The sequence below is a fragment of the Klebsiella sp. K-3 genome, assembly GCF_051207495.1.
Lineage (GTDB): Bacteria > Pseudomonadota > Gammaproteobacteria > Enterobacterales > Enterobacteriaceae > Klebsiella > Klebsiella aerogenes.
In genome coordinates this window covers 153,493-174,412 of sequence record NZ_JBPNXF010000012.1, presented here as the reverse complement: position 1 = coordinate 174,412, position 20,920 = coordinate 153,493, and the positions used below count along the sequence as shown (strand labels likewise).

The 20,920-nt window shown below is 52.8% G+C and carries 22 protein-coding genes; 10 read left to right on the top strand and 12 right to left on the bottom strand.

Annotated elements, in window-relative coordinates; all coding sequences use genetic code 11:
• Positions 1-138 precede the first annotated feature (138 nt).
• The gene (locus ACSEMK_RS20260) at positions 139-657 is read left to right on the top strand and encodes a GNAT family N-acetyltransferase (RefSeq protein WP_087859544.1); all 519 of its coding nucleotides are present in this window, start codon (positions 139-141) and stop codon (positions 655-657) included.
• The gene (locus ACSEMK_RS20255; RefSeq protein WP_435336636.1) at positions 654-1,103 is read left to right on the top strand and encodes a DMT family transporter; all 450 of its coding nucleotides are present in this window, start codon (positions 654-656) and stop codon (positions 1,101-1,103) included. Before ACSEMK_RS20260 ends, ACSEMK_RS20255 begins: the two co-directional genes overlap by 4 nt.
• Before the next feature lie 8 nt (positions 1,104-1,111).
• On the opposite strand, the gene ACSEMK_RS20250 is transcribed toward ACSEMK_RS20255, so the two are convergent.
• The gene (locus tag ACSEMK_RS20250) at positions 1,112-1,345 is read right to left on the bottom strand and encodes a YdcY family protein (protein WP_113373278.1); all 234 of its coding nucleotides are present in this window, start codon (positions 1,343-1,345) and stop codon (positions 1,112-1,114) included.
• A 17-nt stretch (positions 1,346-1,362) separates the two neighbouring features.
• Positions 1,363-2,961, bottom strand: a complete 1,599-nt coding sequence (locus ACSEMK_RS20245) for an ABC transporter substrate-binding protein (protein WP_435336635.1) — start codon at positions 2,959-2,961, stop codon at positions 1,363-1,365.
• A gap of 233 nt (positions 2,962-3,194) precedes the next feature.
• Between ACSEMK_RS20245 and ACSEMK_RS20240 the strand changes: the two genes are divergently transcribed.
• Together ACSEMK_RS20240 and ACSEMK_RS20235 are read left to right on the top strand one after the other, a co-directional pair.
• Positions 3,195-3,863, top strand: a complete 669-nt coding sequence (locus tag ACSEMK_RS20240) for a hypothetical protein (protein ID WP_087859541.1) — start codon at positions 3,195-3,197, stop codon at positions 3,861-3,863.
• Between the two features lie 188 nt (positions 3,864-4,051).
• Positions 4,052-5,485, top strand: coding sequence for an aldehyde dehydrogenase (locus ACSEMK_RS20235; RefSeq protein WP_430915406.1), 1,434 nt, complete (start codon positions 4,052-4,054; stop codon positions 5,483-5,485).
• Positions 5,486-5,606: 121 nt separating this feature from the next.
• Here the strand turns inward: ACSEMK_RS20235 and ACSEMK_RS20230 are convergent, their stop codons facing one another.
• Complete coding sequence (locus ACSEMK_RS20230) at positions 5,607-5,780, bottom strand: GhoT/OrtT family toxin (RefSeq protein WP_015366412.1); 174 nt, start codon at positions 5,778-5,780, stop codon at positions 5,607-5,609.
• A 193-nt stretch (positions 5,781-5,973) separates the two neighbouring features.
• On the opposite strand from ACSEMK_RS20230, the gene yncL reads away from it, so the two are divergent.
• Positions 5,974-6,066, top strand: a complete 93-nt coding sequence (gene yncL / locus ACSEMK_RS20225; protein ID WP_064571558.1) for a stress response membrane protein YncL — start codon at positions 5,974-5,976, stop codon at positions 6,064-6,066.
• 51 nt (positions 6,067-6,117) lie between these two features.
• Here the strand turns inward: yncL and ACSEMK_RS20220 are convergent, their stop codons facing one another.
• A complete protein-coding gene (locus ACSEMK_RS20220) occupies positions 6,118-6,402 on the bottom strand; it encodes a hypothetical protein (protein ID WP_259678461.1) in 285 nt (94 codons plus the stop codon).
• Between the two features lie 452 nt (positions 6,403-6,854).
• Here ACSEMK_RS20220 and ACSEMK_RS20215 point away from each other — a divergent pair, with 452 nt between their 5' ends.
• Entirely contained in the window at positions 6,855-6,977 is a 123-nt protein-coding gene (locus ACSEMK_RS20215) for a small membrane protein (protein ID WP_087859538.1), read from the top strand.
• A 227-nt stretch (positions 6,978-7,204) separates the two neighbouring features.
• On the opposite strand, the gene patD is transcribed toward ACSEMK_RS20215, so the two are convergent.
• The 6 genes from patD to ACSEMK_RS20185 form a co-directional block, all read right to left on the bottom strand.
• On the bottom strand, positions 7,205-8,629 hold the full coding sequence (patD, locus tag ACSEMK_RS20210; RefSeq protein ID WP_087859537.1) for an aminobutyraldehyde dehydrogenase: 1,425 nt from the start codon (positions 8,627-8,629) through the stop codon (positions 7,205-7,207).
• 21 nt (positions 8,630-8,650) lie between these two features.
• A complete protein-coding gene (locus ACSEMK_RS20205; RefSeq protein WP_113373273.1) occupies positions 8,651-9,457 on the bottom strand; it encodes an ABC transporter permease in 807 nt (268 codons plus the stop codon).
• Positions 9,447-10,376 carry an ABC transporter permease gene (locus ACSEMK_RS20200; protein ID WP_316423983.1) on the bottom strand — a complete coding sequence of 310 codons (930 nt, stop codon included), beginning with the start codon at positions 10,374-10,376 and terminating at the stop codon, positions 9,447-9,449. The genes ACSEMK_RS20205 and ACSEMK_RS20200 overlap by 11 nt, the downstream gene beginning before the upstream one ends.
• Before the next feature lies 1 nt (position 10,377).
• On the bottom strand, positions 10,378-11,391 hold the full coding sequence (locus ACSEMK_RS20195) for an ABC transporter ATP-binding protein (protein WP_271032624.1): 1,014 nt from the start codon (positions 11,389-11,391) through the stop codon (positions 10,378-10,380).
• A 17-nt stretch (positions 11,392-11,408) separates the two neighbouring features.
• Positions 11,409-12,554, bottom strand: a complete 1,146-nt coding sequence (ydcS, locus tag ACSEMK_RS20190) for a putative ABC transporter substrate-binding protein YdcS (protein WP_430915404.1) — start codon at positions 12,552-12,554, stop codon at positions 11,409-11,411.
• Between the two features lie 318 nt (positions 12,555-12,872).
• Complete coding sequence (locus ACSEMK_RS20185) at positions 12,873-14,285, bottom strand: PLP-dependent aminotransferase family protein (protein ID WP_087859530.1); 1,413 nt, start codon at positions 14,283-14,285, stop codon at positions 12,873-12,875.
• Between the two features lie 867 nt (positions 14,286-15,152).
• On the opposite strand from ACSEMK_RS20185, the gene ACSEMK_RS20180 reads away from it, so the two are divergent.
• The 4 genes from ACSEMK_RS20180 to ACSEMK_RS20165 all read left to right on the top strand — a co-directional run bounded on the left by ACSEMK_RS20180 (position 15,153) and on the right by ACSEMK_RS20165 (position 18,085).
• Positions 15,153-16,550 (top strand): cytochrome ubiquinol oxidase subunit I, encoded by a 1,398-nt coding sequence (locus ACSEMK_RS20180; RefSeq protein WP_308958880.1) that lies wholly within the window; start codon positions 15,153-15,155, stop codon positions 16,548-16,550.
• On the top strand, positions 16,550-17,560 hold the full coding sequence (gene cydB / locus ACSEMK_RS20175) for a cytochrome d ubiquinol oxidase subunit II (protein ID WP_087859528.1): 1,011 nt from the start codon (positions 16,550-16,552) through the stop codon (positions 17,558-17,560). The genes ACSEMK_RS20180 and cydB overlap by 1 nt, the downstream gene beginning before the upstream one ends.
• A complete protein-coding gene (locus tag ACSEMK_RS20170; RefSeq protein WP_087859527.1) occupies positions 17,560-17,685 on the top strand; it encodes a DUF2474 domain-containing protein in 126 nt (41 codons plus the stop codon). The genes cydB and ACSEMK_RS20170 overlap by 1 nt, the downstream gene beginning before the upstream one ends.
• 163 nt (positions 17,686-17,848) lie before the next feature.
• Positions 17,849-18,085: a DUF2554 family protein gene (locus tag ACSEMK_RS20165; RefSeq protein ID WP_087859526.1), complete on the top strand. Its 237-nt coding sequence runs from the start codon at positions 17,849-17,851 to the stop codon at positions 18,083-18,085.
• A gap of 9 nt (positions 18,086-18,094) precedes the next feature.
• Here the strand turns inward: ACSEMK_RS20165 and ACSEMK_RS20160 are convergent, their stop codons facing one another.
• Together ACSEMK_RS20160 and ACSEMK_RS20155 are read right to left on the bottom strand one after the other, a co-directional pair.
• Positions 18,095-20,056 carry a peptidase U32 family protein gene (locus tag ACSEMK_RS20160; RefSeq protein ID WP_113373268.1) on the bottom strand — a complete coding sequence of 654 codons (1,962 nt, stop codon included), beginning with the start codon at positions 20,054-20,056 and terminating at the stop codon, positions 18,095-18,097.
• Between the two features lie 232 nt (positions 20,057-20,288).
• Positions 20,289-20,834 carry a helix-turn-helix domain-containing protein gene (locus ACSEMK_RS20155; RefSeq protein ID WP_047048772.1) on the bottom strand — a complete coding sequence of 182 codons (546 nt, stop codon included), beginning with the start codon at positions 20,832-20,834 and terminating at the stop codon, positions 20,289-20,291.
• Positions 20,835-20,920 lie beyond the last annotated feature (86 nt).

Genomic DNA, 20,920 nt, shown 5'->3' with positions numbered 1-20,920 from the left:
CTACCGTATTACACAACTGTCCGCTATCCCCGATACTGCGCTGTTCCACGTAAAATTTATCGTAAAATTGATGACAGCCGGACGTTCATTATTGTAATAATACCGTACTACTATAGTGTACAAACTTTGAGGCTTGCTATGTCCATCCGCCATGCCAGTAAAGACGATTGCGCGGCGATCGCCGAAATCTATAATCACGCCGTACTGCATACCGCCGCCATCTGGAATGACAAAACCGTCGATATCGATAACCGTATTGCCTGGTTTGAGGCCAGGCAGATTGCCGGCTATCCGGTGCTGGTGAGTGAAGAAAACGGCGTGATTACCGGGTACTCCTCGTTCGGCGACTGGCGCGCATTTGACGGTTTCCGCCATACCGTTGAACATTCGGTCTATGTCCATCCCGATCATCAGGGTAAGGGGATCGGCCGTAAGTTGTTAGTCGCGCTTATCGCTGAAGCGCGGCGTCTGCACAAACATGTGATGGTGGCCGGAATTGAATCCCGCAACCATGCTTCGTTGCATCTTCATGAAACCCTGGGGTTTATCACCAGCGGGCAGATGCCGCAGGTGGGAACTAAATTCGGTCGCTGGCTGGATCTGACCTTTATGCAGCTACAGCTCGACGATCGCCAGGATCCGGACGGCGAGGCATGAATCAGTCGCTCACCCTTGCCTGCCTGATAGCGGCGGGCGTCGGTCTGGTATTGCAAAACACCCTGATGGTCCGCATTACCCAATCCACCTCGACGATTCTTATCGCCATGTTGCTCAATTCGCTGGTGGGAATTGTTATTTTTGTCACCATTTTGCTATTGCGCCACGGCGCGGCAGGCTTTCAGGAACTGGCGCTGAACATCAAATGGTGGACCCTTATTCCCGGCCTGCTGGGATCGTTTTTCGTCTTCGCCAGCATCAGCGGTTATCAAAACGTAGGGGCGGCGACAACCATTGCGGTGCTGGTGGCCAGTCAGCTGGTTGGCGGATTGGTTATTGATTTGATTCGCGCGCACGGCGTGCCGATTAGGGCGTTAATCGGGCCAGTATGCGGGGCGGTGATGTTGGTGGTAGGCGCCTGGCTGGTCGCCAGACGCCAGTTCTGACATCACCCTTAAAGGATCTCGCCGCCTTTGGTTAATTGCTCGCGGCGTGCTTCCTGATCTTCATGATGTTGACGCCCGTGATGGGCTATCGCCGTCCGTAGACGCTGCTGCTGGGTATAGCGTTCTTCGCGGCCCAGCTCAGCATCATCGCTTAACGCAATCAGTAGCTCGTTCATATGGCTAATCACGCCCCCGGCAATGGTGTCATCGACCCTGGCAATGACATCGTCCAGATGTGCCATCCTGTTCTCCTTTTCGATCAATTCAGCTTAGCTTTGGAAAAATCGCTTCCCATCAGACTCACGCTATAGCCGCTGACGTTGCTGCGGGTGGCGTAGAAAGTTTTACCCGTCGCCAGCGTGATCCACGGCGCCTGCTGATAGAAAATTTCCTGAGCCTGTTGGTAAAGTTTGGCGCGCGCCTGCGGATCGCTCACCAGAAGCGCTTTTTTCACCAGCGCGTCATAGGACTTATCGCACCAGCGCGCTACGTTAGAGCCGGTTTTGATATTATCACAGCTGAGCAGCGTACCGGCGAAGTTGTCCGGATCGCCATTATCGGACATCCAGCCAAACAACGCGCTATCATGCTCGCCCTTGCGCATACCGGAAAGGTATTCGCCCCACTCATAGCTGACGATTTTCGCTTTTATGCCGACTTTGCTCCAGTCGTTCTGAATCATTTCAGCGACACGTTTCGAGTTCGGGTTATACGGGCGCTGTACCGGCATCGACCACAGAGTCACTTCTGCGCCCTGCGCCACCCCCGCCTGCTTAAGCAGCTCTTTCGCCTTCTGTGGATTGTAGTCGTAATCCGGTAAATCCTTCTTGTAACCGAGCATATTGGCCGGGATCGGCGATTTCGCCACGTTGCCGGAATCCAGGAAGACCGCCTTCACGATCGCCTGCTTATCGGTGGCGTAGTTCAGCGCCTGACGTACCAGCACGTTATCAAACGGTTTCTTTTCAGTATTAAATGCCAGATAGCCCACGTTCAAGGCTTCCACCGCGTGTAGCGCCAGATCTTTATTCCCTTTAATTACCGGAAACTGTACCGGCGATGGCGCGGGAATGATCTGGCATTCGTTGGTTTGCAGCTTAGCCAGGCGGGTTTCAACGTTCGGCGTGATGGAGAAGATCAGATGTTTAGTCGGCACCTGGCCTTCCCAATAGTGCGGGTTGGCGATATAACGGATTTGTGAATCTACCTTGTACTGCTGCAGCGCGTAAGGGCCGGTGCCAATAGGCCAGCTATCAACGTATTCCGGCGTCCCCTTTTTCAACATCGCGTCGGCATATTCCGCAGAAAGAATCGAGGCGAAGTCCATCCCCCAGTCGGCGAGAAACGCCGCATTGGGCTCGCTCAGCACAAACTGAACGTGATAATCATCAATCTTCTTCACTTCTTTAATCAGCTTATCGAGACTAACGTCGTGAAAATATTCATAATTGCCCTGCGACACGTTGTGATATGGATGTTGCGGATCCTGCTGGCGCAGCACCGAGAACAACACATCATCCGCATTGAAATCGCGGGTCGGTTTAAAGTATTTATTGCTGTTGAACTGCACGCCTTTACGCAGCGTAAAGGTCCAGGTTTTACCATCCGGAGAGACTTTCCATTCGGTCGCCAGCGACGGAATCGGCGTGTTTTTAAGCGGATCAAAGGTTATCAGGCGATTATAAAGTACCTGTGAGCTGGCAACGAATGAAGGACCAGAGCTGGCGATTTGCGGGTTAAAGGATTCCGGCGAGGCTTCCGAACAGTAGACCAGCGTGTCGTTGGCCGCAGCCAACGCGGCGCCGGTCGGCAACAGCGCGCTTAAGGCCAGCGCAAGTAGTGATTTCCCTGTAGACATGGTTATAAACCTTATAAATTTGTTATATGCACACTAATAACAGCACAGTGGAATACAACCAGCAAATAATGAATCGCTATTAGATTCACACTTTAACTCATAAGGTTAGTGCTGTTTGCTTTGCTTAACGGCACTATCATCGGCTACGCCCGCACCGGTACGACAAAATGATTATTTACGACTAAGATCCAATCGCGTGCCGCATTGTCCCTTTTCAGTCAAAGGAGCGTTACATGACGAATTCGATTTATCAGCCTATCACCCTCAACGATCCGCGGTTGTTGCAATTTGCCGAACAGTTGAATCCTGGCGCCAGTCCGATCTATCTCCCGGTCATTGATAGACCTGGGCCTGAGGGAAACGCCTATTGGAACGTCAGCGCGGCGATCGAACAGGTCGGTGGAAAAATGCTGCTGGGCTGGGAGATAAACTACTGGCCGGGCTGTTTTCTGGTCGCAACGCATCACGCCGCCTTACAGGCCGACGATGGCGGTGTCTATGATGTGACTCAACGTTCGCAAGCCGCGGCGGTCCCTAACGTTAATCTTTTTGTTCCCGACGACTCAATTGCTATTGATCTTGATAAAACACCGGCGGTCAAATCACGATTTTACATATTACATTCCGCCGTCCAAATTACGGACTATCTCCGGGCATATGATAATCTCAACGCTTTCGAGAAAAAGCTAAGCGATAAGCTATATGATATCGGCTATCGTTGTGAAACGAATAAAGCGTTGGCGAGCGGTGTCGTTGGCGCAACGCCTGCCTTCACGGAAAACAGTTCGGTCGATGTTGACGAAATAAAAATGAATATTTCGGAATTAAGCTGGATATTAAAAGATAAAATTAAAAAGCTAAAACAATATTCTGACGCACTACAGGTACAGCCATTACATTAACTGTCCTCTTTGGGCCGTGGCGAATGGATTATGTCTGCTACGGCCCAAGTTCAACGTTCTCATTATTGTACTAAGTTGTGACCCGCTGAGAAATCTGCAAAAAAGTTGTGCGATAACCGCCCTTTCGCCGCTGCGCAATGAGGTAAGGCGGTAGACTCGACACTCCGCAGACCAATGAGGTTACGCTAATGACAATAACCTGCAGCTTATATAGCGGCGGCCGCTGGCATGATGCCGAAGGCCACGCTACTTTCACTCGCCGACATCCGCAAAATAGCGAGATAGTCTCTACCGCCGCAGCGGCCAGCCTCAATGACGCCCGTCGCTGCGCAGAAGCCGCCGCCGCCGCATTCCCGTCATGGCGCGATACCATCCCCTCCGAACGTCGCCGTCTGTTGTTGGAAGCCGCCGAGCAAATGCAGCGTAGAGAGGCAAAATTTATCGCCACTATGGCGACGGAGACCGGCGCGACAGCGCACTGGGCCGGATTCAACGTGCACCTGGCGGCAGATATTTTGCGTGAAGCCGCGGCCTTGACCACGCAAATCGAAGGTCAAATTATTCCCTCCAACGTGGCCGGCAATCTGGCGATGGGCGTGCGTCAGGGGGCCGGCGTGGTGCTGGCTATGGCGCCGTGGAACGCGCCGCTCATTCTGGCAACCAGAGCCATCGCTACGCCGCTGGCCTGCGGCAATACGGTGATACTCAAGGGTTCGGAACTCTCGCCCGCCACGCAAAGCTTAATCGTCGATGCCCTTGCCGCGGCGGGCTTTCCCGACGGCGTGGTGAATTATCTCACCTGCTCGCCAGCCGAAGCGCCTGCGCTGGTGGAGACGCTTATTGCTCACCCCGCCATACGACGCGTCAATTTTACCGGGTCGACCCCGGTTGGGCGCATTATTGCCCGCACCTGTGGAGAACACCTTAAGCCTGCGATACTGGAGCTGGGCGGCAAAGCGCCTCTACTGGTACTGGATGATGCCGATCTGCAGCAGGCAGCGGCGGGCGCGATTTTCGGCGCTTTTGCCAACGCCGGGCAGATTTGTATGTCCACCGAGCGCATTATTGTCGATGAGAGCATCGCGGATGACTTTGTCGCTTTAATCAGCCAACGAGCTTCCGCGCTGCCTCCTACGCTTCTCGGCCCGGTGGTCGATTTGAAAACGGTACAATGCTGCAACGCGTTGATTGATGATGCGCTAAGTAAAGGCGCACATTTACTCTGCGGTGGAAAAGCGGATTCGACGCAAATGCGCGCCACCCTGCTGGATGGCGTAACGAGCGAAATGCGCATATGGCATGAAGAATCTTTTGGCCCGGTCAAATCGGTGATCCGGGTTAACGGCGAGGAAGAGGCGCTGGCCGTGGCAAACGATAGCGAGTACGGGCTGGCGGCAGCGGTTTATAGCCGCGATACCGCTCGCGCCTGGAATGTGGCGCAAAACCTGCAAACCGGTATTTGCCATATTAACGGCCCTACCGTACATGATGAAGCGCAGATGCCGTTCGGCGGCTGTAAATCGTCCGGCTATGGCCGCTTCGGCGGACGCGCCGGGATCGCTGAATTCACCGAGCTTCGCTGGATAACCATGCAAACTCGCCCGCGCGAATTACCGTTCTGATTTACCGCGATGCTTTCAGGCCAGCCCGGCAATCGCGCGCGCCAGCGCGGCCGGGTTTTCCCATGGCACCGAAATGGCCTGCCAGTGGTACCACAGCCCATGCCGGGTCAGAAATCACCGTTCAGAACAGTGAAACCAGCAACGCCATAGGAAAGCTGAACGGCCATGTCGCACCAATCAACAGTGCCGCCAGCAGGCGAATGCAGCGGCTTTCCTTAGTTAAAAACCAGCTTATCAACGCACAAATACAGCCCATTACGGCATAAAAAACCAGCATCTTCTGGTATAAAGTCATTTTTTTCCTTCCCTGTCAGACATCGCGCCATACGCGTTATCCTGTCCCGCACCACTTAGCACGTCAGAGATCAATACTTCACAAAACAAATCGCTACAAAGACCATGGAAAAACGGTTGATTCAGTGTTGTCCGATAGCGCAACTCTACGCCACCGACTATAAATGTAGGGGCTTACTCATAAAGGTGGCGTTATGGATGTTTCCAGCAAAACCGTAATTCTGATTAATGTCGGCGCAGCGCTTGCGCTTATTAGCCTGTTATCCGTTCGTTTTGGTTGGTTTTAGTAATTTTTTCAGCAACTAAACCTAAAAAAGCAGCCTCAGCGGCTGCTTTTTTTATGATTTAACTGTCGCGCGTTTCCCGGCGCCTGACTGCTGAAGCGCAGCAATAGTCTTAAGATTTTCCGGGTTATATTGCGGCAAGAAATTCAGCTTTTCGTTATCCCACTCTACCGATGCGCAAACGTCCTCATTTGCCCCCAGGCTTTCACAGTCACTAATACGCTGGGCAGGGAGATTGCCGTAAAGCATCGCGCTTACGCCGGTGAGTAACAGGAGAAATACTAGCTTTTTCAAAACCAATTCAACTTCAGAATAACAAATTTTGTAAAATTTTCTCATGAGCGATGCGATAAAGTCAAATCACATACATGCAAACAACGGCCCGGTGGCGATCTCTACCCATATTTAACATTATTGCTACAACCATTACCTTCCAGAAGCGCGTTTCTAAGAAGTGGGATCCGCCATGCCCGCACCGCCAGGGAGAGAATATTTATATAATTGGAAATAACAAATTGATCTGGTTTTTCGTATACCGGATTATTGATATTTAACTATACTTGGCTTTAAGGGGTGAGGATTTTCTTAAATTGACTGCGCAAAATAATCAGCAATCGACTTCTGATCCTTACGCTTAATGCGGACTGTAGATTTTCTACTTGTTATTTTGTGCTGTATATTGCTGTAGGTGAACGAAATTATTATTTGCAAATTCACGGATTTCCGCATAGGTTCATTACTATTCGTTATAACGTATTTGCTTTTTCTCTCACTTATTTTTGAGGTCGCTTATGTCAGGAATAGTTGCCCTGCTAATGGCTTTAGTTCTATTGGTGATCGCAATCTACAGCCTTGTCTCCTATATTCGTGAGCGCCGCCACTCGGGCCTGCCATCTAAAAAAGATAAACATTAATTATTGCATCGCTCTTAAAAGTCGATACAAAAAAAATCCCCGCATCATCCTGCAGGGATCTAACAATTAATAACATGCTTAGTAGTTTACACCCCATCCGGCGCTTATCTCCGGCACTCACAATGGCTTAGCTCTTGAAGGGGTATAAGAATACTCTCATATTACCCCTTATCTTTTTTAACAATTGTTGCTATTGCAACTATTAGTCAGGTAATGCTGCCGGTACGTTAATGTTTCACCATCACATGGCGAACCACCGTGTAGTCCTCCAGCCCATACATCGACATATCCTTGCCGTAACCAGAAAGCTTCTGTCCGCCGTGCGGCATTTCGCTAACCAGCATGAAATGGGTATTCACCCAGGTGCAACCGTACTGCAAACGCGCGCTCAGACGATGGGCGCGGCCAACGTCCTGCGTCCAGACCGAGGAGGCCAGACCATACTGTGAATCATTAGCCCAGGTTAATACTTGTTCCTCATCGCTAAACGACGTTACGCTGACTACCGGACCAAAAACTTCGCGTTGTACGATAGCATCATCCTGCTGCGCGCCAGCCAACAGCGTGGGCTGGAAATAGTAACCATTCCCCGCCGCGCGACTGCCGCCGGTCACCACTTTAATATGCGGTAAGGCGCGTGCGGCGTTGACAGCCGCGGTCACCCGTTCAAGATGGGCAAGAGAACTTACCGGCCCCAGCTCCGTGGACGGATCGTCAGGCTGCCCCATTTTCAGGCTGGCCACGGCAGCGCCTAGCTTTTCAACCAGCCGTTCGTAGACGCCCTGTTGCGCATAAATACGGCAGGCGGCGGTACAGTCCTGGCCCGCGTTATAAAAACCAAAGGTACGAATGCCCTCAACGACGGCATCGATATCGGCATCATCAAAAACAATGACCGGCGCTTTACCGCCCAGCTCCATATGGGTGCGTTTAATCGACGTCGCCGTGTGACCAATAATATGGGCGCCGGTGGCGATCGATCCAGTCAACGAAACCATACGCACTTTACTATGGCCTGTGAGCGGATCGCCAACAGTCGGGCCGCGGCCAAAAAGCACGTTAATGACGCCAGCCGGGAAAATATCCTTCGCGAGCTCCGCCAGCTTCAATGCCGTAAGCGGAGTGATTTCCGAAGGTTTAATCACCACGCAGTTACCGGCCGCCAGCGCGGGCGCCAGCTTCCAGGCCGCCATCATCAGCGGATAGTTCCAGGGTGCAATCGAGGCCACTACGCCAACCGGGTCGCGGCGGATCATTGAGGTATGCCCCTCAAGGTACTCTCCGGCCGCCATTCCCGGCAGGCAACGCGCGGCGCCGGCGAAGAAGCGAAATACATCGGCAATCGCCGGCATTTCATCATTGATAACACAATGTAGCGGTTTACCGCAGTTTAAAGACTCCAGTTTGGCGAGCGTTTCTGCATGTTCAGTAATCACATCCGCCATTTTCAGCAAACATTCGGCGCGGGTTTTCGGCGTTGTCTGGCTCCAGCTGACAAACGCACGATCTGCAGCATTGACGGCGGCATCAACCTGCGCCTCGGTCGCCTCCGCAATCTCAATAATCGTTTCGCCATTGGCAGGATTGAATACCGGCAGCACCTCGCCTTCACCCGCCACTAATTGACCGTTTATCAAAAGGTTATGTTGCATAGCATGATCCTGTAAAGTGTATTATTTTCCGCTTTCGGCGTTATTCTCACCGTCACGGGTTAGCCACCAGGCCCCCAGGATGGGTACAGTCGTCACTAACATCACCAACAGAGCGACGACGTTGGTGACCGGCACATCGCGCGGACGCCCCAGCTGATTTAGCAACCACAGAGGAAGCGTCCGTTCATGACCGGCGGTAAAGGTAGTGACGATAATTTCATCAAAGGACAGGGCAAACGCCAGCATGCCGCCTGCCAGCAGCGCCGACCCCAGATTGGGTAGCACCACATAGCGGAAGGTTTGCCAGCCTGTTGCGCCGAGGTCCATTGATGCTTCTACCAGACTCCATGATGTCCGGCGAAATCGGGCAATAACGTTGTTAAACACTACGACTACGCAGAAGGTCGCATGACCCACCACGATAGTTAGCAAGCCAGGCTCAAGATTAACGGCTTTAAATGCCGTCAACAGCGCCAGGCCGGTAATAATGCCGGGCAGCGCAATAGGTAACAGCAACAGCAGCGACACGGCATTCTTACCAAAAAACGTACTCCGCCACAGCGCGCCGGCAGCGAGAGTACCTAACACCAGGGCAATCCCCGTAGATAAAGCGGCGATCTTAAGTGACAACGTCACTGATTCAATGATATCTGCACGAGCGGCAGCCTCGCTGAACCAGCGGAGCGTCAGCCCTTTAGGCGGGAAGCTGAAAGCGGCATCCTCTGTATTAAAGGCGTACAAGGCGATAATCAGCAGTGGAAAATGGAGAAATATCACCCCGCCCCAGGTGGCAATTTTGAGAAACAACGGTGCGCGTTCAGAGTGCATCAAACGCTCCCAGGCGCTTAACAAACGCCAGATACAGTGCAATAAGAACAATCGGCACCAACGTGAACGCCGCCGCCATCGGCATATTGCCAATCGCGCCCTGCTGCGAATAGACCATGTTGCCGATAAAGAAACCGGGCGGCCCCACCAGTTGCGGGACAATAAAATCCCCAAGCGTGAGGGAAAAGGTAAAGATAGAACCTGCCGCGATACCCGGTATGGCTAAAGGCAGTACCACGTAGCGGAAGGTTTGTTGCGGTCGGGCGCCTAAATCGGCTGAGGCCTGCAACAGCGATGGCGGCAGACGTTCCAGCGCCGCCTGCACCGGCAGGATCATGAACGGTAGCCAGATATAGACAAATACCATGAATCGCCCGAGCCCGGAGGTCGATAAGGTATTGCCGCCGACCGCCGGGATGGTCAATACCATATTTAACACGCTCTCCAGACCAAGGTGGCCGAGGAACCATTGCGCCACGCCATCTTTCGCCAGCAATAGCGTCCAGGCGTACGCCTTGACGATATAACTTGCCCACATCGGCAACATCACCGCGATATAAAAGAAGGCTTTCATCTTGCCGCGGGTATAACGCGCCATATACCACGCCATCGGCAATGCCAGGATTGCGCTGGCAATAGTCACGCAGATGGCCATCACCAGGGTACGAACAATGATGTCGTAGTTGGCGGGATTAAACAGAGCCTTCAGGTTAGCGAGCGTCAAATCCGTGGTGACCGACATCGTAAAGTCATCAAAGGTATAGAAGCTTTGCCACAACAGCGTCAGGAGCGACCCCAGATAGACAACGCCAAACCACATCAGCGGACCCAGCAGCAGTAAAAACAGACCCAGTGAAGGTTTTCGCCAGAACAGCCCTGACACTCGCCCGGTCGTTGGTTGCACAAGCGCCATCGTCATCTCAGCCTCCGCTTTCCAGGGAAACCATCGCCGAACGCGACCAACAGGCCAATACCTGTTGCCCCAACTGTGGCGCGCTCAACGCTGCCCCGCCATCGACGTTGGCCTGACTGACTAGCAGTTTATCGCCCGCAGCAAGTTTCAGTTCAATACGCGTTGACGCCCCCTGAAACTGCACCGCCTGCACGGTCCCCTGAACCTGGATATCACCGCCACTATTCAGTCGAATATGTTCAGGACGCAACGACCAGGCGCCGGGCAAGCCGCATAGGCGCTGAGAAACGTCTGGGGTAAAAACGTTCGCGGTGCCGACAAATCCGGCAACAAAGGCGGTTTTAGGCTGTAAATAGAGCGAGTGCGGCGAGTCGACCTGTTCAATACGCCCATTGTTAAACACCGCCACGCGATCGGACATCGACAGCGCCTCACCCTGATCGTGAGTAACAAAAATGAAAGTGATGCCCAACGACTGCTGAAGTTTTTTTAACTCCACCTGCATCTGTTCACGCAGTTTTAAATCCAGCGCGCCAAGCGGTTCATCTAATAACAGCACACGAGGTTGGTTGACCAGCGCGCGGGCAATGGCGACCCGTTGCCGCTGACCGCCGGATAGCTGCGAAGGCTTGCGCGCGTGAACGAACCCAAGCGCCACTTTTTCTAAGGCTTCCTGGGCGCGAAGCTGACGTTCTTTTTTGCCCACGCCTTTCACCATCAGCCCATAGGCGACGTTGTCGATAATCGACATATGCGGAAATAGCGCGTAATCCTGAAAAACCGTATTGACGTCACGCTGCCATGGCGGTAATTCGCTGGCCTGCTGGCCAAAGATACGAATCGAACCGCCGGATAGCTGTTCAAAGCCCGCAATTAAGCGCAGGCAGGTGGTTTTGCCGGAGCCGGACGGCCCCAGCATGGAAAAAAACTCGCCATCGCGAATGGCGATAGTCACGCCATCTACCGCGCGCACGTCACCGTAAAGACGCGAAACGTCATCAAACTCTACCGCGTACGTCATGTTCAGTCTCCAGGCGCTTAGCGGCCACCCATAATCGCGATATAGTCCTGGGTCCAACGGCTATAAGGAACATACTTCCCGCCTTCGGCAATCGGCGTTTTCCAGAACGCAATCTTGTCGAATTGGTTGTAGCCGTTGGTTTCGCAACCTTTGTCTCCCAGTAACGTACTGGCTTTACAGCCCTGTGGCACCACGGGCAGCGATCCAAACCAGGCGGCGACATCGCCCTGTACTTTCGGCGTCAGCGACCAGTTCATCCACTTGTAAGCGCATACCGGATGCTTTGCCTCACTATGCAGCATCGTGGTATCGGACCAGCCGGTTACACCTTCTTTTGGGAACACGGTAGCAATAGGCTGACCTTCGCCTTTCAGACCATTGGCCTGATACGGCCAGGAGCCCGAAGCAACCACTCCTTCGTTTTTAAAGTCGCTCATCTGCACGGTCGCATCGTGCCAGTAACGGTGAACCAGCGGATGCTGATCCTGCAGAACCTTCAACACCGCCTGATACTGCGCTTCGGTGAGTTCATAGGGATCGTTAATTCCTAACTGCGGCTGTGTTGCTTTGACAAATAGCGCCGCATCAGCGATATAAATCGGACCATCATAGGCCTGAACTCGCCCCTGGTTGCTTTTTCCGTCCGGCAGGTCCTGTTTGACGAAAACCACTTTCCAGCTATCAGGCGGTGTCGGGAAAGTTTTAGTGTTGTACATCAGCAGGTTCGGCCCCCATTGATAGGGCGTGCCGTACACTTTATCGCCGACGTTAAACCACGCGCCTTTGGCAACTCGCGGGTCAAGCGTTTTCCAGTTTGGGATCAGCGCGGTATTAATCGCCTGTACACGCTTACCCATAATCAGGCGTAACGAGGCGTCGCCGGAGGCGGTCACCAGGTCGTAGCCGCCCTTCGCCATCAGGCTGACCATTTCGTCAGAGGTGGCGGCAGTTTTCACATTAACCTGGCAGCCGCTCTCTTTTTCAAATTGGCTTACCCAGTCATAATTCTTATCCGTCTGACCGCGTTCGATATAACCCGGCCAGGCAATAATATCGAGCCGCCCTTCGCCTTTATCCAGCGAAGTCGGCGGTTCAGCGGCTTGCGCTGTCAGCACAACCATACTCAGTACGCACAGGCTGCCACGGGCAAATTTTTTGCTCATTTGAATTTACTCCTGTCAGAATAAAAGTAGCGGCAGCCGTGCCGTAAAAATATCTCCCTTAATAAGGGTAGACGGCGGCCTGCGGGGCTCTGGGGAAATTTCCTCAGGTTGTGACCAGGTGCGCATTCCGCAAAAATCGCCACCACGATTCGATAATATGGATTATAGACAAAGAGTTATGGCAAAAGGACGAGTATGCATATTCCCTATGACGACCCGCTAATGGTGGATATTTTAAGCTGATTAATGAATACGAGAATGAAGGGGATAAATTGCCGGGAAAATAAAAGCCGGCAATTAAAAAAAGCGATGAATAAACTAAGGCAAAAGTTGACGTATAAGTTCGCCGAGCCGTTTCACACCCTGCTCTTCTTTTTCTCCCCAGCCCCAGGCGGTATTAAAACGGAAAAATGAGGTCCAGTCGGCCGTGGTCGAAAACATTTTACCCGGTGCAATACTGATGTTATCCCGCAACGCCAGTGCGCTGAGTTCGCCTGAATCGATACCAGCGGGCAACTCCAGCCACAGGAAATAGCCGCTGTCGCTATGATGAATTTTGACCTCTGCGGGTAAAAAGCGCAGTAGCGCTTGCCAGGCCAGCTGTTTCCGCTCAGCAAGCTGACGACGTAAACGGCGCAAATGCGCGTCGTAGCGTTTGGTAGAAAGATAATCGACCAGCGCCAACTGCATCGGCGAACTCGTAGAAAGCGTACTCATCAGCTGTAACTGCTGAATACGGCGGGCATGTCGGCCAGCAGCGACCCAGCCGATACGAAACCCCGGAACCAGACATTTTGAAAATGAGCTACAGTGCAACGTCATCTCATCACGATCCCAGTACTTTGCGGGTAGCGGTTTTTCCCGACCAAAGTACAGCTCACTGTAAACGTCATCTTCAATTAACATGACGTTGTAGCGCGTCAATAGCGACACCAGCCGCGCTTTTTTGTCCGCCGTCAGCGTAAATCCGAGCGGGTTTTGGCTATTGGTCATCAGCCAGCAGGCTTTTACCGGGTAGCTCTGCAAAGCCTGTTCCAGCGCCGCCAGATCGATCCCCTCTTTCACATCGCTGGCCACCGATAGCGCTTTTAGCCGCAAACGTTCAAGCGCCTGCAGCGCGCCGTAAAAGCACGGATTCTCTACGACGACCCAATCGCCGGGTTCAGTCACCGCCTGCAGGCTGAGGTTTAATGCCTCCAACGCACCGGCGGTGATGACTATCTCATCCGGCGATACGTTCATTCCCTGCAACGCATAACGCCGGGCAATCGCATGACGAAGCTCATCATTACCCGGCGGCAGGTTCTCAATCACACTCATGGCGGTAGCAGTTTTACTCACCTGCGCCAGAGAACGATTTAGCTGCTGTAAGGGGAACAGGCGCGGGTCGGGAAAGGCGGAAGCAAAAGGCAGCATCGAAGCCTGACGGCTTGCCTGCAGGACGTCGAAAATATAGGTGTTGATATCCACCGACTCATGGCGCGTGACTTGCGCCGGAGGTTCAGGCTGGCGCTGTTTTACCGGCTGCGGCGCCACATAATAACCCGATTGCGGGCGAGCGATAATTCGTCCCTGACTTTCCAGTAACTGGTAGGCATGGCTGACGGTCATAAAACTCATTCCGCTGCTGACAACCTGCTCGCGTAATGAAGGTAGGCGATCGCCGGGTTGCCAAACGCCGAGCGCGATCTGTTCCGTGAGCCGTTGCGCAAGCTGCTGATATTTTTTCATTACCGCATCCATTTAACCAACGAGACCCGTATCTTATAACAGATGGTCAAAAATGGCAGGTTTTAAAAACTGATATAGCTAATAGATATCACCGGATAAATACTGGTTTCGCACTGCAAGCGATGACGCTGATGTTCAAATAACATGAGATTGTATTATCACTAATGAAATATGCGCATTTGAGAATAGTAATAAAATATTATCCGAGCCAGAACGTCATGAGGCACATCCATTAAACGCACGGTATATCAATGCAAAACCCAATCGTTTGAACGTTGATATGCGTTGTTTCTCATGTTGTGAACCCACGATTAAAAAAAGCTCGCTAACCTCGCATGAGATAAATTCATCGCCATTAAAAAACGAAGTAATTTCATGCTGAGGATAATAATAACTCAAATCATCAGATAGACTCCGCCGCCCACAGCAAGCCAAAAAATAATCATTACCAACAATGAGATAAGTAAACTTCGCAGTCCTTTCTTTGACAAACCGCCTCCCTTTTTTCATCAACTGAATATATCAAATTACAATAAATAACCAATTCACATAATAAATATGGATATTTAAAAAAACAAACCCTGCAGCTAAACGCAGCACCGTTAAAGGCTAGCAGAATAATTAATAAAATACAGCGCAAGCAATAAGGAAAATCGTAAACAAAAATGTGAAGTATCACAGAAATAAATTCACAATACGTAATTTATTATTTATGGTGACATGAGAATTGACTTCACAAATATGAAACAGAGATAGAAAGAATAACAATTCGCAACTGTTATCATAAAAAACATCATTTCTGCCTCTGCTTTCACCTTCTCCCTCCCCCTAAAATTGCGTTGAATCAATTTTGTTGTGGAGTCCAGCATGTTCGGTCTTGATGCATTTCATCTGGCGCGGATCCAATTCGCCTTTACCGTCTCATTTCATATCATCTTTCCCGCGATCACCATCGGTCTTGCCAGCTACCTGGCGGTACTTGAAGGATTGTGGTTAAAAACAAAAAATCCTGTCTGGCGCTCGCTATATCATTTCTGGTCGAAAATCTTTGCCGTCAACTTTGGTATGGGGGTGGTCTCGGGGCTGGTTATGGCCTACCAGTTCGGCACCAACTGGAGTGGTTTCTCGCAGTTCGCAGGCAGCATTACCGGCCCGCTGCTAACTTATGAAGTTCTTACCGCCTTCTTCCTTGAGGCCGGTTTCCTTGGCGTGATGTTATTTGGCTGGAACCGCGTCGGCCCCGGTCTGCATTTTTTCGCCACCTGCATGGTGGCGCTGGGCACCATCATTTCCACGTTCTGGATCCTGGCCTCCAACAGCTGGATGCAAACGCCGCAAGGTTTTGAAATCGTTAACGGCCAGGTGGTACCCGTTGACTGGTTGGCCGTTATCTTTAATCCCTCTTTCCCCTACCGCTTATTCCATATGTCCGTTGCTGCGTTTCTTAGCAGCGCGTTATTCGTGGGCGCCTCCGCCGCATGGCATTTGCTTCGAGGCAACCGAACGCCTGCTATCCGCGCGATGTTCTCTATGGCGCTATGGATGACGCTGCTTGTCGCCCCCATTCAGGCATTAATCGGCGATATGCATGGGCTTAACACCCTGAAATATCAACCAGCGAAAATTGCCGCTATCGAAGGACACTGGGAAAATCCGCCCGGCGAACCGACGCCGCTGCTGCTGTTCGGCTGGCCGGACATGCAACAAGAACGTACCCGCTACGGGCTGGAGATACCTGCCCTCGGCAGTCTGATCCTCACCCACAGCCTCGATAAACAGGTGCCGGCGCTGAAGGAATTCGCCCCGCAAGATCGCCCTAACTCAACCATTGTCTTCTGGTCATTTCGTCTGATGGCGGGCCTGGGAATGCTGATGATTCTGCTTGGCGTCATAGCCCTATGGCTGCGCTATCGCCAGCGTTTGTATACCTCAAAACCATTCCTGCGCTTCGCGTTATGGATGGGGCCTTCCGGACTGATTGCGATTCTGGCTGGCTGGGTGACCACCGAAGTCGGCCGCCAGCCGTGGGTGGTCTACGGCGTACAGCGCACTTCCGAGGCCGTATCAGCTCACGGCGATCTGCATATGACCATTAGCCTGCTGGCCTTTATTGCCGTCTACAGCTCGGTATTCGGTGTTGGCTATAGCTATATGCTGCGCCTGATCCGCAAAGGGCCGCAAGAGCAGGTACCTGTGCCATCAGGAACGCCCGCGCGTCCGCTTTCTGCCGTTACGGATGGTTTTCAGCACAAGGAGTCCCGCTAATGGGTATTGATTTATCGGTTATTTGGTTTGTTATCATCGTGTTCGCCACCCTGATGTACATCGTCATGGACGGTTTCGACTTAGGGATCGGGATACTATTTGCCGCCGTACGCGGCGGTGAAGAGCGCGACGTGATGGTTAACAGCGTCGCACCGGTATGGGATGGCAATGAAACCTGGCTGGTGCTTGGCGGCGCAGGCCTCTTCGGCGCTTTTCCGCTGGCCTATGCGGTGATTATCGACGCGCTGTCGGTGCCGCTCACCCTGATGCTGATCGGGCTTATCTTTCGCGGCGTGGCCTTTGAGTTTCGCTTCAAAGCCACCCCCTCGCACCGCCCTTTCTGGGATAAGGCTTTTCTGGGCGGATCGCTACTGGCGACATTCACCCAGGGCATGGTCGTCGGCGCGGTCATTCATGGTTTTCCGGTCAGCGGTCGCAGCTTTAGCGGCGGAATGTGGGATTGGCTCACGCCATTTACCCTATTCTGCGGTCTCGGCCTCACCGTAGCCTACGCCTTGCTGGGCGCCAGTTGGCTGGTAATGAAAAGCGAGAATCCGCTGCAGAATACCATGCGCAGAATTTCACGCCTTCTGCTGCTGGCCTTACTGATAGTGATAGCGGCGATTAGTCTGTGGACGCCGCTCTCCCAGCCGGCGATCGCCGAGCGCTGGTTTAGCCTGCCGAATCTGGTTTACCTGCTGCCGGTACCGCTGCTGGTTATCGCCATCAGCGCCTGGCTATGGCGCACGCTTGGGCAACGCGACGGTCATTGCCTGCCGTTCGTGTTGACGCTGGGGCTCGTTTTTCTTGGGTTTAGCGGACTTGGGATCAGCATTTGGCCGAATATTATCCCGCCGGGGATCACGTTGTGGCAGGCCGCGGCGCCGCCGCAAAGCCAGGGCTTTATGCTGGTTGGCGCGCTACTGATTATTCCCGTCATTCTTGGTTATACCTTCTGGAGCTACTACGTCTTCCGCGGCAAAGTTCAACCTGGCGAGGGATATCACTGATGGAGAGATCATGGATAAAACGTTTGCTATGGCTGGCAGCCATATGGGGAGCTAGCGTGCTGGCGCTGGGCGCCATCAGCATGATTTTCCGTCTGCTGATGAACGCCGCCGGGCTTCGTGCCTGAAAAAAATCTATTCCCTGGCCTGGCGCTTATCGCGTCAGGCTTTTTTTTCATCTTTCTTCAGCCTTGCCTGACAAAGCCTTGCGCTTCTTTGATAACCAGGCAGAAAAACCAATATTAAATCAATCATATTAATCATGCGTTATTTATTGATATGGAAAATGATATGTGGCGGAGAGGAATAGCGGCAGTGGTGCTGATGTGCGGATTATTCTCCGGGCATCTGCTCGCCCAACGTCAGGGGCATGATTATTTCCCGGTGCAAAGCCTCGAACAGCAGTTACTGCACGAGGCTGATTGCGATGAGCTACGCAGCCGGGCTGAGGATACCGCCAGTTCGCTGCGCGAGCATCACCACCGGCAGTATGCGCGCAAAGCAAAAGCGCATAACTGTCCGCCGTGAGAACGGCCCTTACGCGCCTTTACGCTTGGGCAACGTTTTCATCAGCTCGTCAGGACTGACGGAGGCGACGATACTGCCCGGATGCGGCATCTTGAGGATGTGATTTTTGATTTTACCCACCACGTGCATTTCGCATGGACGGCAATCAAATTTCAGCGTTAACACTTCGTCACCATGGATCAGCTGCATCGGCGTCGCCTTCCAGCTCTTAATCGAGCCTTTAGCCTGCTTCGGACACAGGTTGAAGGCGAATCGCAGGCAGTGCTTGGTGATCATCACCGGCACGTCGCCTTTCTCTTCATGAGCTTCATACGCCGCATCGATCAGCTGAACGCCATAGCGCTGGTAGAAAGCGCGCGCTTTGTGATTATAAACGTTCGCCAGGAACGACAGATGCGTTTCCGGATACACCGGCGGTGGTACGGAGACCGGTTTACGCGTTCCGCGCTGCCAGGCATCGAGGCGCGCCCGATCGAGCATCTCTGCGGTTTCACGGCGCAGTTGGTTAAGCATACTGTTCGGAACAAACAGCGCCGGTAGATTAATCTGCACATCACGCGGGTAGTAAATGGTCTGGCCGAGCTTCGCCACGCCATCTCGTAAATTGGCCAGCGCTTTTTCCGCCTGGGTCGCTTCGGCGAATTCGCCATCCAGTGTATGCGTGACGCTGACGCCGTCTTCGCAGGTCATGGTCAGCACCAGCTGTTCCTGCCAGCCGCTCAGCGCGATATCAACCGCAATGCGGCGCTCGCTGGAAGTTTTCAGTAGCGCCTGCTGCCAGTTATGATCGAGGTTACGATTAAGCGCCTCGTGCGGACGCACTTTATGCAGGTCTGCCGGCATTTCGTTTGGCCAGACGCGATAACGATTTTCCCCCGTTTTCTCCACCGTATTGGCGCGGAAGCCGACAACTTCACGTTTGATCATCACATTCAGACCGTCGCCGTTAGTCAACGCGTCGGTCACTTCGACATCGAGATAATCTTTTCCGACTTTTAATACTTCGCCTACCGGCAGGCCGATAAATTTCGGCGAATCAAACGCGCCGATATCGCCCTTACGCGCGTTAACAAAATAGTCGGTGCTGCCGCGATGGAACGTTTTATCGGTCGACGGCACGAAGAAGTGTTCGGTGCGCCCGGCGGAAGAACGCGCGAGATCGCCGCGGTCTTCAATAATACGATCCAGCATCTGACGATAGTGAGCGGTGATATTTTTCACATAACTCATATCCTTATAACGCCCTTCAATCTTAAAGGAGCGCACGCCGGCGTCGATCAATGCCGCCAGGTTGGCGGTCTGATCGTTATCTTTCATCGACAACAGATGTTTTTCATAGGCCACGACGCGCCCCTGATCGTCTTTCAGGGTGTAAGGCAGGCGGCAAGCCTGAGAGCAGTCGCCGCGGTTGGCGCTACGTCCGGTTTGTGCATGAGAAATATAGCACTGACCGGAATAGGCTACGCATAAGGCGCCGTGAATAAAGAACTCGATAGTCGCGTCGGTATTATCATAGATCGCTTTAATTTGATCGAGGTTGAGTTCGCGGGCCAGAACAATCTGGCTGAAGCCTGCATCAGAGAGAAACTTAGCCTTCTCGACGCTGCGAATATCGCACTGGGTGCTCGCGTGCAGCTCAATCGGCGGCAGATCCAGCTCCATAATCCCCATATCCTGCACGATCAGCGCATCAACGCCGGTCTCGTACAGATCGGTAATCAGCCGTTGCGCGGGTTCCAGTTCATCATCATGAAGAATGGTATTCAGCGTCACAAACACCTTCGCGCCAAAGCGATGCGCAAACGGCACCAGGTTGGCGATATCGCTCAGGCTATTGCTGGCATTATGCCGCGCGCCGAAGCCCGGCCCGCCGATATAGACCGCGTCGGCGCCGTGTAAAATCGCTTCACGGGCGATCCCGGCATCGCGGGCAGGACTAAGAAGTTCAAGATGATGGTTTTGCAGGCGCATACGCTCGTCGTTATCCGTTATAGGGGTCGAAATGGCGGCTATTGTAGTCAGAACTGGGCGCAGACGAAAACATTTTCCGCCGCGCCCACACAGCGAATTTGCAGAAATCGGCAATGCATTGAAGAAAAAGCTATTTCTCATGAAAACCCGGCAAGGTTACAGTGGCTGCGTATTCCGGATTTTCCTCGTCACGTTGTGAATTTTAGTCTCAGTCATCTTGATTGGCCGCGGATTAATCCGCGGCTTTTTCTTTTGGATAATGAATCAGTGAATGAAAGTGCGCCGTCTGCGCGCCGCTATTGCGGTAAGCGTGCGTCAGGTCGCCGGCAAAGCGCCGCCCTTCTCCCGCCTGCAATGAATGCCACTGCCCCTGCAGACATAAATCCAGCGTACCGCTAATGACCACGACATGTTCAATGACGCCGGTCTCATGCGGCGTCGATTCGCTCAGTGCGCCGGGGGCGAGGGTAATCGAAAAATGGTCAAAACGCAGTTCAGGATCCCATGGGAAGATGGGCGTCACCACCATCGCCTGCTGCTGTGGGTCGAAGGCAGCGGGCGCTGCGGACTCATCAGCGACAATAAAAGTCGAAAACGCCACATTGAGGCCGGTGGCTATCTTCCACAATGTCGCGACCGTTGGGCTCGATTCATTACGTTCGATTTGCCCGAGCATCGCCTTTGATACTCCGGTTTCTTCCGCCAGGCGCGACAAACTCCAGCCGCGCTGCTGACGCAGGCTTTTCAGCGTCAATGCCAGATGTTGGGCAATATTCATTGGGGGCTCCTCATCATTTTCTTGATATTACCAGTTGTACGCTATAACGCACAATGCTACCTTCTTCGTATGTTATAACGCACAAG

Coding starts and splice junctions, on each gene's coding strand:
- ACSEMK_RS20230 (WP_015366412.1), bottom strand. CDS start 5,780: ATGACTTTATACCAGAAGATGCTGGTTTTTTATGCCGTAATGGGCTGT.
- ACSEMK_RS20195 (WP_271032624.1), bottom strand. CDS start 11,391: ATGACGTACGCGGTAGAGTTTGATGACGTTTCGCGTCTTTACGGTGAC.
- ACSEMK_RS20160 (WP_113373268.1), bottom strand. CDS start 20,056: ATGCGCCTGCAAAACCATCATCTTGAACTTCTTAGTCCTGCCCGCGAT.
- ACSEMK_RS20165 (WP_087859526.1), top strand. CDS start 17,849: ATGTGGCGGAGAGGAATAGCGGCAGTGGTGCTGATGTGCGGATTATTC.
- ydcS (WP_430915404.1), bottom strand. CDS start 12,554: ATGAGCAAAAAATTTGCCCGTGGCAGCCTGTGCGTACTGAGTATGGTT.
- ACSEMK_RS20260 (WP_087859544.1), top strand. CDS start 139: ATGTCCATCCGCCATGCCAGTAAAGACGATTGCGCGGCGATCGCCGAA.
- ACSEMK_RS20235 (WP_430915406.1), top strand. CDS start 4,052: ATGACAATAACCTGCAGCTTATATAGCGGCGGCCGCTGGCATGATGCC.
- cydB (WP_087859528.1), top strand. CDS start 16,550: ATGGGTATTGATTTATCGGTTATTTGGTTTGTTATCATCGTGTTCGCC.
- patD (WP_087859537.1), bottom strand. CDS start 8,629: ATGCAACATAACCTTTTGATAAACGGTCAATTAGTGGCGGGTGAAGGC.
- ACSEMK_RS20240 (WP_087859541.1), top strand. CDS start 3,195: ATGACGAATTCGATTTATCAGCCTATCACCCTCAACGATCCGCGGTTG.
- ACSEMK_RS20215 (WP_087859538.1), top strand. CDS start 6,855: ATGTCAGGAATAGTTGCCCTGCTAATGGCTTTAGTTCTATTGGTGATC.
- yncL (WP_064571558.1), top strand. CDS start 5,974: ATGGATGTTTCCAGCAAAACCGTAATTCTGATTAATGTCGGCGCAGCG.
- ACSEMK_RS20205 (WP_113373273.1), bottom strand. CDS start 9,457: ATGCACTCTGAACGCGCACCGTTGTTTCTCAAAATTGCCACCTGGGGC.
- ACSEMK_RS20185 (WP_087859530.1), bottom strand. CDS start 14,285: ATGAAAAAATATCAGCAGCTTGCGCAACGGCTCACGGAACAGATCGCG.
- ACSEMK_RS20255 (WP_435336636.1), top strand. CDS start 654: ATGAATCAGTCGCTCACCCTTGCCTGCCTGATAGCGGCGGGCGTCGGT.
- ACSEMK_RS20170 (WP_087859527.1), top strand. CDS start 17,560: ATGGAGAGATCATGGATAAAACGTTTGCTATGGCTGGCAGCCATATGG.
- ACSEMK_RS20245 (WP_435336635.1), bottom strand. CDS start 2,961: ATGTCTACAGGGAAATCACTACTTGCGCTGGCCTTAAGCGCGCTGTTG.
- ACSEMK_RS20180 (WP_308958880.1), top strand. CDS start 15,153: ATGTTCGGTCTTGATGCATTTCATCTGGCGCGGATCCAATTCGCCTTT.
- ACSEMK_RS20200 (WP_316423983.1), bottom strand. CDS start 10,376: ATGACGATGGCGCTTGTGCAACCAACGACCGGGCGAGTGTCAGGGCTG.
- ACSEMK_RS20250 (WP_113373278.1), bottom strand. CDS start 1,345: ATGGCACATCTGGACGATGTCATTGCCAGGGTCGATGACACCATTGCC.
- ACSEMK_RS20155 (WP_047048772.1), bottom strand. CDS start 20,834: ATGAATATTGCCCAACATCTGGCATTGACGCTGAAAAGCCTGCGTCAG.
- ACSEMK_RS20220 (WP_259678461.1), bottom strand. CDS start 6,402: ATGAGAAAATTTTACAAAATTTGTTATTCTGAAGTTGAATTGGTTTTG.